This is a genomic window from Serratia ficaria (assembly GCF_900187015.1).
Lineage (GTDB): Bacteria > Pseudomonadota > Gammaproteobacteria > Enterobacterales > Enterobacteriaceae > Serratia > Serratia ficaria.
Window position 1 is genome coordinate 3,667,740 of record NZ_LT906479.1, and the last position, 13,514, is coordinate 3,681,253.

14 protein-coding genes are annotated in these 13,514 nt (G+C 62.3%); 3 read left to right on the forward strand and 11 right to left on the reverse strand.

Annotated features, from left to right (window positions below; all coding sequences use genetic code 11):
* Nucleotides 1-193: 193 nt before the first annotated feature.
* The 8 genes from dedD to CKW09_RS17330 form a co-directional block, all read right to left on the reverse strand.
* Nucleotides 194-916, reverse strand: coding sequence for a cell division protein DedD (gene dedD / locus CKW09_RS17295; RefSeq protein WP_061795772.1), 723 nt, complete (start codon nucleotides 914-916; stop codon nucleotides 194-196).
* Complete coding sequence (gene folC / locus CKW09_RS17300) at nucleotides 917-2,182, reverse strand: bifunctional tetrahydrofolate synthase/dihydrofolate synthase (RefSeq protein ID WP_061795771.1); 1,266 nt, start codon at nucleotides 2,180-2,182, stop codon at nucleotides 917-919.
* Nucleotides 2,183-2,387: 205 nt separating this feature from the next.
* Nucleotides 2,388-3,296, reverse strand: coding sequence for an acetyl-CoA carboxylase, carboxyltransferase subunit beta (accD, locus tag CKW09_RS17305; RefSeq protein ID WP_061795770.1), 909 nt, complete (start codon nucleotides 3,294-3,296; stop codon nucleotides 2,388-2,390).
* 233 nt (nucleotides 3,297-3,529) lie between these two features.
* The gene (locus CKW09_RS17310) at nucleotides 3,530-4,192 is read right to left on the reverse strand and encodes a DedA family protein (RefSeq protein ID WP_061795769.1); all 663 of its coding nucleotides are present in this window, start codon (nucleotides 4,190-4,192) and stop codon (nucleotides 3,530-3,532) included.
* 78 nt (nucleotides 4,193-4,270) lie between these two features.
* Nucleotides 4,271-5,092, reverse strand: a complete 822-nt coding sequence (gene truA / locus CKW09_RS17315) for a tRNA pseudouridine(38-40) synthase TruA (protein ID WP_061795768.1) — start codon at nucleotides 5,090-5,092, stop codon at nucleotides 4,271-4,273.
* The gene (locus CKW09_RS17320; RefSeq protein WP_095098558.1) at nucleotides 5,092-6,102 is read right to left on the reverse strand and encodes an aspartate-semialdehyde dehydrogenase; all 1,011 of its coding nucleotides are present in this window, start codon (nucleotides 6,100-6,102) and stop codon (nucleotides 5,092-5,094) included. The genes truA and CKW09_RS17320 overlap by 1 nt, the downstream gene beginning before the upstream one ends.
* 102 nt (nucleotides 6,103-6,204) lie before the next feature.
* Complete coding sequence (pdxB, locus tag CKW09_RS17325) at nucleotides 6,205-7,326, reverse strand: 4-phosphoerythronate dehydrogenase PdxB (protein ID WP_095098559.1); 1,122 nt, start codon at nucleotides 7,324-7,326, stop codon at nucleotides 6,205-6,207.
* 106 nt (nucleotides 7,327-7,432) lie between these two features.
* Nucleotides 7,433-8,206, reverse strand: coding sequence for an AraC family transcriptional regulator (locus CKW09_RS17330; protein ID WP_061795765.1), 774 nt, complete (start codon nucleotides 8,204-8,206; stop codon nucleotides 7,433-7,435).
* A 117-nt stretch (nucleotides 8,207-8,323) separates the two neighbouring features.
* Between CKW09_RS17330 and CKW09_RS17335 the strand changes: the two genes are divergently transcribed.
* The gene (locus CKW09_RS17335; protein WP_061795967.1) at nucleotides 8,324-9,238 is read left to right on the forward strand and encodes a DMT family transporter; all 915 of its coding nucleotides are present in this window, start codon (nucleotides 8,324-8,326) and stop codon (nucleotides 9,236-9,238) included.
* Here the strand turns inward: CKW09_RS17335 and CKW09_RS17340 are convergent.
* The 3 genes from CKW09_RS17340 to CKW09_RS17350 all read right to left on the reverse strand — a co-directional run bounded on the left by CKW09_RS17340 (nucleotide 9,235) and on the right by CKW09_RS17350 (nucleotide 11,809).
* Nucleotides 9,235-10,653: a sensor histidine kinase gene (locus CKW09_RS17340; protein WP_095098561.1), complete on the reverse strand. Its 1,419-nt coding sequence runs from the start codon at nucleotides 10,651-10,653 to the stop codon at nucleotides 9,235-9,237. The two genes, CKW09_RS17335 and CKW09_RS17340, sit on opposite strands and share 4 nt — an antisense overlap.
* Nucleotides 10,640-11,314 (reverse strand): transcriptional regulator TctD, encoded by a 675-nt coding sequence (tctD, locus tag CKW09_RS17345; protein WP_061795763.1) that lies wholly within the window; start codon nucleotides 11,312-11,314, stop codon nucleotides 10,640-10,642. The genes CKW09_RS17340 and tctD overlap by 14 nt, the downstream gene beginning before the upstream one ends.
* A 165-nt stretch (nucleotides 11,315-11,479) precedes the next feature.
* Complete coding sequence (locus CKW09_RS17350; protein ID WP_061795762.1) at nucleotides 11,480-11,809, reverse strand: hypothetical protein; 330 nt, start codon at nucleotides 11,807-11,809, stop codon at nucleotides 11,480-11,482.
* A 270-nt stretch (nucleotides 11,810-12,079) separates the two neighbouring features.
* Between CKW09_RS17350 and CKW09_RS17355 the strand changes: the two genes are divergently transcribed.
* Nucleotides 12,080-13,060, forward strand: a complete 981-nt coding sequence (locus tag CKW09_RS17355) for a Bug family tripartite tricarboxylate transporter substrate binding protein (protein ID WP_061795761.1) — start codon at nucleotides 12,080-12,082, stop codon at nucleotides 13,058-13,060.
* A gap of 14 nt (nucleotides 13,061-13,074) precedes the next feature.
* Nucleotides 13,075-13,506, forward strand: a complete 432-nt coding sequence (locus tag CKW09_RS17360; RefSeq protein WP_095098563.1) for a tripartite tricarboxylate transporter TctB family protein — start codon at nucleotides 13,075-13,077, stop codon at nucleotides 13,504-13,506.
* The last annotated feature ends 8 nt before the right edge of the window (nucleotides 13,507-13,514 follow it).

Here is a 13,514-nt window from a genome sequence, read left to right on the forward strand (position 1 = left end):
GCGAATTCTAACAGAAAAAGAAAACGTTTGCGTAGGGGATTTCCTACCACGTTACAAATAAAAAGCGGCGATAAAAAAAATCCCAATCGCCGCGCCTACATAGAGGGTTTCGCCCGTGAAAGGCGCACTTTCTTCAGTGATTACGCCCCCCTTCGTTGATTGAGGGGCGCAGCCTGCTGTGCCCCTGCGGTTTTTAACGCGCGCCGTAAGGCTTCACCTGGCCGCTCAGACCGCTGATGGAATTCAGCGACGGCAGCGAAGACTGCAGCTTCTGCTTCGAGGCGTCCGGCCCGACGTATATGCGGGTGATCTGCCCCTGCACCGGCGTCGACGGCACGGTAAAGGCGCGGTAGCCCGACAGCCGCAGCGACGCGACGATCTCGCTCACCTTGGCGGCGTTCTTCAGCGCGCCGAGCTGCACCACATACGCCTGCCCGGCCGGCGCCTTCTCTTCCGCCGGTTTCTGCGCCGGCGCAGGTTCCGGTTTCGGTTCGGGTTTCACCACCGGCTTCACCTCCGCCGGCTTGGGCTGAGGCGTTGGCTTGGGCTTCACTTCCACCGGCTTGGGTTTCGGCTGCGGCACCGGCTGCGGCCGGATTTCCACCGGCGGCGGCGCCACCTGCGTCGGCTGCTGCTGGGCGCCCTGACGCACCGCCTGCCGAGCCGCCGCTTCATTGGCCGCCTGCTGTTCAACCAGCGCGCCTGCGCCTTCCGGCGGCTGCGCCGGCAACGGCTGAGTGACCGGCGGCAACACGTCGTTTTCCTCTACGTCGCCCGGTTTCGGCACCAGAGGAATAGCCGCGAACTCATCCTCGTAGTGTTTCTTTTTGCCGTCCAGCAGCCCTGGCAGGATGATTACCCCCAGCGCCACCAGAATGACGGTTCCAACCAGTCGGTTCTGAAATTTACTTGCCACTCACACTCCCCGCATCTCGTCTAACGCCGCCATCACCTGCGCGACGGTGTGGAACGATCCACAGACGATCACAATATCCTGTTTATCAGCATCCTGCATAGCCTGCCGCCAGGCAGTTTCGACATCGGCAAAGCGCCGCGGTTCCGTCAAATGCTGCGCCAACTGCTCGGCGCTGGCGCCGCGCGGCCCGTCAAGCGGCGCGCAGTACCATTCGTCCACCTGCTCGCTCAGGCAGGCCAGCGTGCCGGCGATGTCCTTGTCCGACAGCATGCCCACCACCGCGCGCACCTTGCCGCCGCTGCGCGGCAGCCTGGCCAGGCGTCCGGCCAGATAGCCGGCGGCGTGCGGGTTATGCGCCACGTCGAGGATCAGCGTCGGCTCCTGCCGCACAATCTGGAAGCGGCCCGGCAGCGTCGCCTGCTGCAGCCCGGCGAAGATCGCCCGATCGTCGATTTCCAAAGAAGAATAGTTCAGCGCCGCCAGCGCGGTGGCGGCATTGGCCAGCGGCACGTTCGGCGTCGGCAGATCGGTCAGCCGCGTATCGCCGCCTTGCCACTGCCAGCGGTCGCCCTGCACGCTGAAGCTCCAGGCCTCGCCGCGCAGGTACAGCGGCGCGCCCAGCGTCTCGGCCACCTGGCGGATGGTCGCCGGCATGTCCGGCTCCCCCACCACCGCCGGCGTGTCGGCGCGGAAAATACCGGCCTTTTCGCGGCCGATGCTCTCGCGATCGTCGCCCAGCCAGTCGGTATGGTCCAGCGCGATGCTGGTGATCACCGCCACGCTCGGATCGACGATATTGGTGGCGTCCAGACGCCCGCCCAAACCGACCTCCAGGATCACCACGTCGAGCCGCGCCTGCTTGAACAACTGCAGCGCCGACAGGGTGCCGAATTCGAAATAGGTCAGCGACGTTTCGCCGCGGCCGGCTTCAATGGCGGCGAAGGAGCGGCTGTGTTCCGCTTCGCTCAGCTCTTCGCCCTGAATGCGCACCCGTTCGGTATAGCGCACCAGATGCGGCGAACTGTAAACGCCGACGCGCAGGCCGGCGGCCAGCAGAATGGCTTCGAGGGTGCGGCAGGTGGTGCCCTTGCCGTTGGTGCCGGCAACGGTGAATACCGTCGGTGCGGGGGTCAGTAAATCCAGCTGCGCCGCAACGCGCTGCACGCGTTCCAGGCCGAGTTCGATCGCCTGACTGTGCAGGCGTTCCAGATAATAAAGCCACGAGCTCAATGGCGACGTGGCTTGGGGAATTTGGTGGTTTTGCATGAGTCCCATCGCTGAACTTGGGTTCATTGATCCATCAGGGCACCACCCTCACCGCGGTAAAGGCGATGCTCTCCATAATGCCCTCGGCTTTCAGGCAGCGGCGCGCTCGGCCGCAGCCTGAAAGGCATCGGGCATACCTCGACCGCCACTTAGCCACAAAATGACGGCCGAAGGGCCCCGTTTGACCGGGGCCGTTGTCCGCACCTCAGGCGTCGGCCTGGTTTTCCGGCGCGATAACCGGCTCGGCCTCATCGAAATGCGGCTGCGGCTGGTTGGTCAGCTTGGACAGAATGCTCGCCAGCGTTTGGCGCATTTCCGGCCGGCGGACGATCATGTCGATCGCGCCTTTTTCGATCAGGAACTCGCTGCGCTGGAAGCCCGGCGGCAGTTTTTCGCGCACCGTCTGCTCGATCACCCGCGGGCCGGCAAAGCCGATCAGCGCCTTCGGCTCGGCGATGTTGATGTCGCCCAGCATCGCCAGACTGGCGGAAACGCCGCCCATGGTCGGGTCGGTCAGCACGGAGATGTACGGCAAGCCGCGCTCCTGCATTTTGGCCAGCGCCGCGCTGGTTTTCGCCATCTGCATCAGCGACATCAGCGCTTCCTGCATGCGCGCGCCGCCGCTGGCGGAGAAGCAAACCAGCGGGCAGTTGTCTTCCAGCGCCTGCTCCACCGCACGCACGAAGCGCGCGCCGACGACCGACGACATCGAGCCGCCGATAAAGGCGAATTCGAAAGAGGCGGCCACGACAGGCATGCCGTACAGCGTGCCTTTCATCACCACCAGCGCGTCTTTCTCGCCGGTCGCTTTCTGGGCGGCGACCAGACGGTCCTTATACTTTTTGGAATCCTTGAACTTCAGAACGTCTTTCGGCTCCAGTTCGCTGCCCAGTTCCACTTCGCTGCCTTCGTCCAGCAGGGTATGCAAACGCATACGCGCAGACATGCGCATGTGGTGGTCGCATTTAGGACACACTTCCAGATTACGCTCCAGCTCGGCGCGATAGAGAACCTGGCCGCAGCTGTCGCATTTGGTCCAGACCCCTTCAGGAATGCTCGCCTTACGGGTTTGTGTAATATTGCTCTTGTTAAGAATTCGTTCAATCCAGCTCATCGATGACCTTTCTGTTTGAACCTGGCAGACGCCAGTCTGCTGTTCATGCTTTAACAATCCCCCCGTAAACACACCCAATGAAAAAGTGCCCGAGCAAAGCGCGGCAGGCGCGCGACCGAGGCACTGGCTTCAGGGTTGTTCGCAGGAACAGACCATAAATGTCGCTCATTAAACCATATCGGCCCGACACTGTGGATAAAAAACTGGTCGAACCGATAGGTTAGGCGATGTTTTTACTGTTTTTGCTGGCGGGCAGCCGCGCGCTTGTGGCGCCAGATTTCAATGATGCCCGGCAGAATTGAAACAATGATGATAGCAACGATCAGCAGTTTCAGGTTTTCCTGCACGATGGGCAAATCACCGAAAAGATAGCCAGCATAGGTGAACAGCAGCACCCAAACCAGCGCGCCAATCACGTTATAGGCGGCGAAGTGGCGATAGGACATATGCCCCATGCCGGCGACGAACGGCGCAAAAGTACGCACGATCGGCACGAATCTCGCCAAAATAATCGTTTTTCCGCCGTGTTTCTCGTAAAACTGATGCGTCTTGTCCAGATAGCTGCGGCGAAAAATCTTCGAGTTCGGGTTGCTGAACAGCTTATCGCCGAACAGTCGGCCGATGGTGTAATTCACCGCATCGCCGATAATCGCCGCCGCCGCCATCAATGCCACCATGGTGTGCACGTTCAGATCGTTGGTCGGCAACGCCGCCAGCGCGCCGGCGACGAACAGCAGAGAATCCCCCGGCAGGAACGGCGTCACCACCAGCCCGGTTTCACAAAACAGGATCAGGAACAGAATAGCGTAGACCCACATGCCGTACTGCGCGACCAGTTCGGCCAAATGCACATCAATATGCAGAATAAAATCAATAACAAACTTGATGATTTCCATAAGTTCTCTCTTTAACGCCGGGTGTCTCACCCACCCGGCAAAAGCACAAGGGAACAACGCGTTCGGGCGCGCCGGCGTTTAATCGTCGGGTAAAAACAGCGGCCCCATCGGCGGCCGCGGAATGCCAAAGTGTTCGGGGTAATCGACGGAAACCAGATATAACCCTTCGGCCCGCGCCGTCGCCGCCGCCAGGTTGCGATCCTTCAGCGCCAACAGCTCGGCCATCCAGTTTTCGGACTGATTGCCGCAGCCGATCTCCATCAGGCTGCCGACTATATTGCGAACCATATGATGCACAAAGGCATTCGCCTTGATATCTACCACAATATATTCACCGTGGCGCGTAACCTTAACGTGTTTTACGTTACGCCACGGCGTGCGCGACTGGCATTGCACCGCGCGGAACGAGGTAAAATCGTTCTCGCCCAGCAGCGCCTGCGCCGCCCGCTGCATGCGATCGGCGTCCAGCGGGTGATAAAAATGGGTCACCCCCTGCTGCAGCACCGCCGGACGATAGCGATGGTTGTAGATAATATAGCGATAGCGGCGCGCGGTGGCGCTGAAGCGCGCGTGAAAATCTTCGGCCACCGGGCTGACCCAACGCACCGCAATATCCGGCGGCAAATGGGTGTTCACGCCCATGGTCCAGGCGGCGTCCTTGCGCCGCGCGGCGGTTTCGAAATGCACCACCTGCCCGGTCGCGTGCACGCCGGCGTCGGTGCGCCCGGCGCACAGCACGTTGATCGGCGCATCCGCCACCTTGCTCAGCGCCTGTTCCAGGCAGGCCTGCACGCTGGCCACTTCCTGCTGCCGCTGCCAGCCGTAATAACGGCTGCCGTCGTATTCGATGCCCAGCGCGATTTTCAGCGTCGGCTGGGCAGGCGAAGCCACCTCAGACATCAGTACATCTGCTCCTGCACCAGGCGCTCTGCGGTTTCGATCGCCATCAGCGCGCCGCCGAAGCGCACGTTGTCCGCGACCGACCAGAACTGCAGCAGCTCGGGGATGCCGTAGTCGTTGCGCAGGCAGCCGACGCTCAGCGCATCGCTGCCGGAGGCGTCGGTGACCTGCGTCGGGTAATCGTCTTCTTCGCTCAGCTGGATATCAGCGATTTGCTCCAGTTCGCCGCGCGCCTCTTCCGCGGAGATCGGGCGCAGCGCCTCCAGATGCACCACCTGCGCATGGCCGTAAAACACCGGCGATTGCACGCAGCTCACCGAGATCGGCAGCCCTTCGTCCTGCAGCACCTTGCGCACCTGGTCGACGATCAAACGTTCTTCGCACACGCTGCCCTGCTCATCCGCCAGCAGCGGCAGCAGGTTGAACGCCAACTGTTTGGCGAACACGCCCGGCTCGGCCGGAATGCCGTTAAGCAAACGCGCGCTCTGGCCGGCCAAATCGTCCACCGCCGCCTTGCCGCGCGACGAGACCGACATCAGCGTAGTGACGTGCAGGCGCGAAAGGCCGGCCTGTTCGGTCAGCGGTTTGATGGCCGTCAGCAGCTGGCTGACCATGCCGTCGGCGGTGGCGACGATATTGCGGTTGCGGTAATCCGCCAGCACCTGCGGGTTAACGCCCGGCACCACCAACGGCACGTCCGGCTCCATGGCGAACAGACCGCTGGTGTCGATCACCAGGCAGCCCATATTGCCGGCTTCTTCCGCATAACGGGCCGAGGCTTCGGCGCCGGCGACAAAGAACGCCAGCTGCGCCTGCGACCAGTCGAATTCTTCGGCGTTTTGCACCAGGATGGATTTGCCGTTGAAGCGCACGGTGGCCCCGGCGCTGCGTTCGCTGGCCAGAGGATGGAGCTCGCCCACCGGGAACTGGCGTTCCTGCAACAATTCCAGCAACGCTTCACCTACCGCGCCAGTGGCGCCCAGCAGAGCGATATTCCAGCCGTCAGACATTGGGTTTTCTCCAGAGTATTTCATGTAAAAGCAGACGGGCAGTGCTGCCACCGCCCGAGAATTCTTTGCCGCTGACTCTAGCGACGTTTGCTTAAGGCAACCTTACTGCACGCTGAAGCCCAGCTTCAGCAGCAATTCCGCGCTGGCGCTGTCGTCGCAGCGAACCTGCAGCGAAGACCATTCGCGACGTTCCTGATAATGCTTGCGCAGGCGATCGAACTCGCCCGGCTGCCCGGCGACGTGGCGCAGCGGCGCGTCATCGCGGCGCACATCATACACCAAGTGCATCAATCGTTTTAACTTGCCTTCATCCAGCGGCCCATTGAGCTGGATCTGGCTGAATTCCGGCGTCGGCAGCAGCGCGGCCAGCGCAATCTGCTGCGGCTGCCCCAAATGGCGGCTGAACGCCTCAAACACCTGCGTGGTGCCGCGCGCCTTGCCCTCCAGCGTATAGCCGGCGATGTGCGCGGTGCCGATATCCACCCGCGCCAGCAGCGGCAGGGAAAGATCCGGCTCCGGCTCCCAGACGTCCAGCACCGTGCTCAGCGCCTTGCCCTTTTCCAGCGCCTGCAGCAGCGCCGCGTTATCCACCACCGGGCCGCGGCAGGCGTTGATCAGAATGCGCCGGTCCGGCAGCGCCGCCAGCAGCTCGGCGTCGACCAGATGCAGCGAATTGTGGGGACCCGACTTATTCAACGGCGTGTGGAAGGTCAAGACGTCGGCCTCCGCCACCAGCTTCTCCAGCGGCCAGAACTCGCCGGCGTCACCGCGTTCGGCGCGCGGCGGGTCGCACAGCAGGGTGCGCACCCCCAGCGCTTTCAGCCGCGCGTCCAGGCGCGAGCCGACGTTGCCCACGCCGATGATGCCGACGGTTTTGTCGCGCAGCCGGAAGCCGTCGCGTTCGGCCAACAGCATCAGGGCGGAAAACACATACTCGACCACCGCGATGGCGTTGCAGCCCGGCGCGGCGGAAAAGCCGATGCCCTGCCGCTGCAGCCAGGCGTCATCGACATGGTCGGTGCCGGCGGTGGCGGTGCCGACAAAACCGACGCCGGTGCCGGCCAGCAATGCCTCATTCACCTTGGTCACCGAGCGCACCATCAGCGCGTCGGCGCCCGCCAGCGCATCGCGCGGGATCGGGCGGCCCGGCACCGCCTGCACGTCGCCCAGGCGGCTGAACAGCTCGGCCGCGTACGGCATATTTTCATCAACCAGAATTTTCACTTGTTGCTCCGACGGTTTACGCTATTTGTCCGCCAATCATGGGCGCAGCCAAGGCGCCAGCGGCGGCAAATATGCGGGGGTATCTGCGAAATAGTGTGCCACCGAATCACGCCCGGCGGAAGCGTTCCGGGGTGCTGCCGGCGATCTGCTGGAACATGACGATAAACGCCGAAGCGGAGCTGTAACCCACCTCCAGCGCCACCTCCTGCACGGTTTTCCCCTGCTCCAGCAGCGAGACGGCGTGCAGAAAGCGCAGCCGCTGGCGCCATTCGCTGAACGACATGCCCAACTCCTGCCGACAACGGCGCGACAGCGTGCGCTCGGTGGTGTATACCCGGCCGGCCCAAACGGCGAGCGGCGTGTTGTCCGACGGACAATGCTCCAGCGCCTCCAGCACCGGCGCCAGGAACTTGTCGTCGGACGACGGCAGGTAGGTTTGCTGAATCGGCGACTGATGCAACTGATCGATCAGCGCGCGGCACAGGCGCAGATCCTGTTTGCTTTGCGGGATATATTGTTTGCGCGCATAGAAATCTTCGGCGATGGCGCGGAAAATCGGCGTCACGCTCACCAGGCAGGGGTCGGCCGGCATGCCCGCGCACAGCGACGGCGCGATGTCCACCATACGGCACTGCGCCAGCCGCTGGTTGTAGCAGGAGTGTTCGATGTCCGCCGGCGCCCACAGCACGAACTCCGGCGGCGCCAGAAAACGCTGGCCGCCGATGCGCAACACCATCACCCCGGCCTTCACCCACATCAGCTGGCCCCAGCGGTGGCTGTGCGGCTGGAACTCGGTGCGGGCATTGAACTCTTCGCAGCGGAACTGCACCGGGCGCGGCGCCGGGATCAGCGCCTCGGGGAAGTGTCGGATTTCTGCCATGGTTTCGCCCCGTGATTTGTCTTGTTTAGGGTAAATGTTGTCTGGATATCACTATATATAATAAATCGGACAGGCGTAGACTAGCCAGCGTGTTATACGTTATTGAGAATGATTATCATGAATATGCTGTTTCCGTTGTTGGCGGTGCTGATCTGGTCGGTCAACGCCGTCGTCAGTAAGCTTTCCGCCACCGCCATCGATCCGGCGGCCATCTCGTTCTATCGCTGGCTGCTGGCCCTTATCGCCCTGACGCCGTTCGTGCTGCCCGGCGTTTGCCGCAACTGGCCGATGGTGCGCGCCAACTGGTGGAAGCTGATGGTGCTCGGCCTGCTGGGCATGGTGCTGTACCAGAGCCTGGCCTACTATGCGGCGCACAGCGTCAGCGCGCTGTTTATGGGCATCATCGTGTCGCTGATCCCGCTGCTGACCATTCTGATCAGCATCGTGCTGCTGCGCATCGCGCCGACCGTCGGCGTGGCCATTGGCAGCGTGCTGTCGTTCTGCGGATTGATCTGGCTGGTGAGCGCCGGGCAGCCCGGCCTGTTGCTGCAGCACGGCATCGGCAAGGGGGAGCTGATGATGTTGGCCGCCACCGCCTCTTACGCGCTGTACGGCGTGCTGACCAAGCGCTGGGCCATCGCCCTGCCGAACTGGCAGTCGTTGTACGTGCAGATCTTGTTTGGCGTGGTGCTGTTGCTGCCTAATTTCCTGATGGCGCCAGAGGTCGGGCTGAATGCGCAGAATATCCCGCTGGTGCTGTTCGCCGGCATTCCGGCCTCGATCGTCGCGCCGTTCCTGTGGATCCTGGGCGTGATGCGACTGGGCGCCAACACCGCCTCGATCTTTATGAACCTGGCGCCGGTATTCACCGCCGCCATCGCCGTACTGTTCCTGCACGAGCAGCTGCACGGTTACCACCTGATCGGCGGCGGCGTCACCCTGCTCGGCGTGATCCTGTCGCAGCGCCTGCGCACCCCGCTGGCGCGCAAGGCAAAAACCCCGCCGGCGACCGTGGAGTCGTGCAAGGATTAAGGCAACAGCTTAAAACGCACCCGCACCAGCAGGCCGCCCAACGCGGCCGAACTCAGCAGCTCCGGGCGGGTGCGGTGATAGGCGGTAATGTCTTTTACCAGCGCCAACCCCAGCCCGGCTCCCGGCTGATCGCCCACGTTGTCCAAACGGTGGAACGGCTGCAGCGCCAGCGCCTGATCCTGCGAGGCGATGCCCGGGCCGCTGTCTTCGATTTCCAGCACCCCTTCCCCCTGCGCGGCGTCCCGCGTCAACCGCGCGGTCACCACGCCGTGCGGCGGCGTGTATTTCAGCGCGTTGTCCAACAGGTTGGCGCACAGTTCGCTCAACAGCAACGCCTCTCCGCCCACCCAGCATGCCGCTTCGCCTTCATAACCCAGATCGATCCGCTTGCTGCGCGCCTGCGGCAGGCGCGAGAAACAGACGTCGCGCAGCACCTGCGCCAGATTGACCGGCTCGAGCTTGCGGTCGGCATCGTGCTCATGGGCCTTGAGGCGTGAGAGATAGAGCAAACGGTCGGTCAGCGCCACGGTATGGTCCAGCGTTGCGCTCATCGCCTGCAGGCTTTCACGCCACTGCTGCGGCCGGTCGCTGGCCAACGCCACCCCCGCCTGAGTTTTCAGCACCGTCAGCGGCGTGCGCAGCTGGTGCGACGCGTCGGCGCTGAACCGCTCCTGACGCGCCACCATCAGCCGCAGCCGTTCGATATAGCGGTTAAACGCCAGCAGCAACGGCTGCATTTCCGACCAGGGCAACACCATCGGCAGCGGCGTCAGTTCGCCCGGATCGCGCCGCAGCATAATGCCGGACAGCTTGCGCAGCGGCTTGAGCAGCCGTTTCAACAGGGCGAACGCCAGGATCAGGGTCAGCACCACGACGGTGCCCTGGCTCAGCAGCGCCGCAATCATCATCTGGCGCGCCAAATAGCGGCGCGATTCCAGGGTTTCCGCCACCAGAATGGTCGCCATGCCGCTGACGCCGGACTCGTTGACCGGCTGATAGAGCGCCGCCACGCGGATCGGCCGGCCCAGATATTCCGCATCGTAAAAATGCACCAGCGCCGGATAGAGGCTGGAGCGCGGAATGTTAGGCGGCAACGGCGGCAGATCGTCATAGCCCGAAATGCTTTGGCCCTGCGGCGAGATCACTTCGTAATAAAGCTGGTCGTTCATATTGCGCTCGAAGCTGTCGAGCACCACATAGGGCACATCCACCGCCAACCGGCCGTCGCGCACCACCAGCCGTTCCGCCACGGTGCGCGCCGAGGCCAGCAGCGTGCGGTCGTAGGCCAGGGTGGCGGCGCTCATCGCGCTGAAATAGTGGGTGTAAATCGAAATGCCGCCCAGCGCCAGCAACGGCAGGCCGAAGAACAGCAGCAATTGATAAAACAGCGAACGCGGCGCGTTAAACCACCGCATCGCACAGCTCCAGGCTGTAGCCCAGGCCGCGCAGCGTGACGATCGCCACGTCGCTGCCCTGCAGCTTCTTGCGCAGCCGGTGCACATAGAGCTCGATGCTTTCGGGATTGGCCTCATCGGACAGGGTAAACACCTGCTCAAACAGCTGCTGTTTGGCCACCGGCCGGCCGCGCCGGTGCATCAGCGCCGTCAGCACCGACAGCTCTCGCGGCGTCAGCGCCAGCGGTTTGCCGTCCAGCAAAAAATAGCCTTCGTCATGATAGGTCAGCGCGCCGTACTGCAGCGCCAGCTGCGTAACGCCGACGCTGCGGCGCAGCAAGGCGCGGATGCGCGCCTCCAGCTCATCCAGTTCGAAGGGCTTGGTCAGGTAATCGTCGGCCCCCAGGTTCAGCCCCTTCACCCGATCGGCCACGTCGGTGCGCGCCGTCAGCAACAGCACCGGCAGATCCTGCCCGCGCTTGCGCAGCCGCGCCAGCAGCTCCAGACCGTTCAAGCGCGGCAACGCCACATCCAGCACCACCAGGCCATAGCGCTCATTCAGCAATAAATGGTCGGCCGCCAGGCCGTCCGGCGCGACGTCCACCGCAAAGCCGGCGCCGGTCAGCGCCTTCTGCAGCCAGTGGGATAACTCGGGGTGATCCTCTACCAATAACAGACGCATTTTCCCATTCCATTGATTTATCTGCACAACCCAGCGCCGACATGGCGCTTGTTAACAGCTCTATAACAGAAGGATGGCATGGAAGGGACAGGGAGAGAAGAGCGGCGCGGTGCCAGTTTTGGGAGCTGGCACACAATTATGCGGTGCGATGGCGCGGCCTCCGTTTTAGCTCATCGAGATCGTGCAGTCGGCCAGCGCAATATCAAACACCGGTCGCAATTTTTCCGGACTAAAAGGACGGGAAACCAGCACCGAACGGTTATTGGCGGCGAAAACCAAATCCACGCCCGTGACACAGGCGGTCATCAGGCAAACATATTTCTCACCGCTTTCGCTAATGAAATGCAGCTCAAACATGCCAATCTCCGCACGCAGGCGTTTCAGACGACAACGGCCCGCTTCGCCGACCATCTCGGCATAAACCTCAGGCAACATTTTAATGGCGCGCACCTTGGCGCTATCCTTACCGCTGAACAACTTCCCTAATAAAAACATAACACTACATCCCTATTGATTTTTATTTTCCCTATTTTACCGCAGAAAAAACGCGGCAATCCTGATATTACACAAGTTTTAAGCCAAGTTTACGCGTGGTTATTGCCAAGCATTGTATGTTAACGCGCCGGTTTCCCCCCCTACAGGAGACGCATATCACATCCTGCAAACTTTCCCGACGGCTGAAAGGTAAATGAAAGGTTATTGATTTAACAATCCAGCAACCGCACCCGGCGGGATCGATAACCAGACAATACCGAGGGGAAGACAATGAAAAAAATAATTACCCGTACTCTGACCGCAACCGCCCTGCTGCTGGCGGCCGGTCAGGCCTTTGCCCTGGACGCGCCCAAACGCACCGAATGCATCGCCCCCGCCAAGCCCGGCGGCGGTTTCGATCTTACCTGCAAGCTGATCCAGGTCTCGCTGCAGGAAACCCAGGCTATCGACAAACCGATGCGCGTCACCTATATGCCCGGCGGCGTCGGCGCGGTGGCCTATAACGCCATCGTCGCGCAGCGGCCGGCGGAGTTCGGTACCGTGGTGGCCTTTTCCGGCGGCTCGCTGCTCAACCTTTCACAGGGCAAGTTCGGCCGCTACAGCGTGGATGACGTCAAATGGCTGGCGGCCGTCGGCACCGACTACGGCATGATCGCGGTACGCGCCGACTCGCCGTACAAGACGCTGAAAGACCTGATGGAAGCCTTTAAAAAGGATCCCAACAGCGTGGTGTTCGGCGCCGGCGCCTCTATCGGCAGCCAGGACTGGATGAAAACCGCCCTGCTGGCGCGCGAAGTCGGCGTGGATCCGCACAAGATGCGCTACGTCGCGTTCGAAGGCGGCGGCGAGCCGGTCACCGCGCTGCTGGGCAATCACATTCAGGCGGTCTCGGGCGATCTGAGCGAAATGGTGCCTTATCTGCAGGGCGACAAGATCCGCGTGCTGGCGGTGTATTCCGAGCAGCGTTTGCCGGGCCAGCTGGCCGATGTCCCTACCGCCAAAGAACAGGGCTACAACCTGGTGTGGCCGATCATTCGCGGCTTCTACGTCGGCCCGAAGGTCAGCGATCAGGAATACCAGTGGTGGCTCGATACCTTCCAGAAAATGATGGCCACCGAAGAATTCAAGAAACAGCGCGATCTGCGCGGCCTGTTTGAATTCAACATGACCGGCAAAGAGCTGGACGCCTACGTGAAAAACCAGGTCACCCAATACCGTGAACAGGCGAAAATCTTCGGCCTGGCCAAGTAATCCCGGGGGATAACATGAGCGATCGTATTTTTGCCGGCTTCTGGCTGCTGCTGTGCATCGGCGGGCTGTTTATCGGCTGGGGCATTCAGAGCGAGTACAGCTACGAACCCCTGGGGCCACGCCCTTTCCCGCTGGCGATCCTGAGCCTGATGGCGCTGTGCGCGGCGCTGCTGCTGCTGAACAGGCCGCAGGCGGTGGAGTGGCCGCACAACAAGGTGATGCGGCGGCTGCTGGCGCTGGTGATCGCGCTGGTGCTGTACGCCTGGGGTTTTGAATGGCTGGGCTTCCCGCTGGCGACCGCGCTGCTGACCTTCAGCATCGGCCTGTTGTTCCAGGCCAGCCTGCCGGCGGCGGCGATATCCGGCGTCATCATGGGCGTAGCGCTGTATTACGCCTTCGACCAATTACTTGATGTCACACTGCCACTCGGCGTTTGGCTGAGCTAACGGGGGCG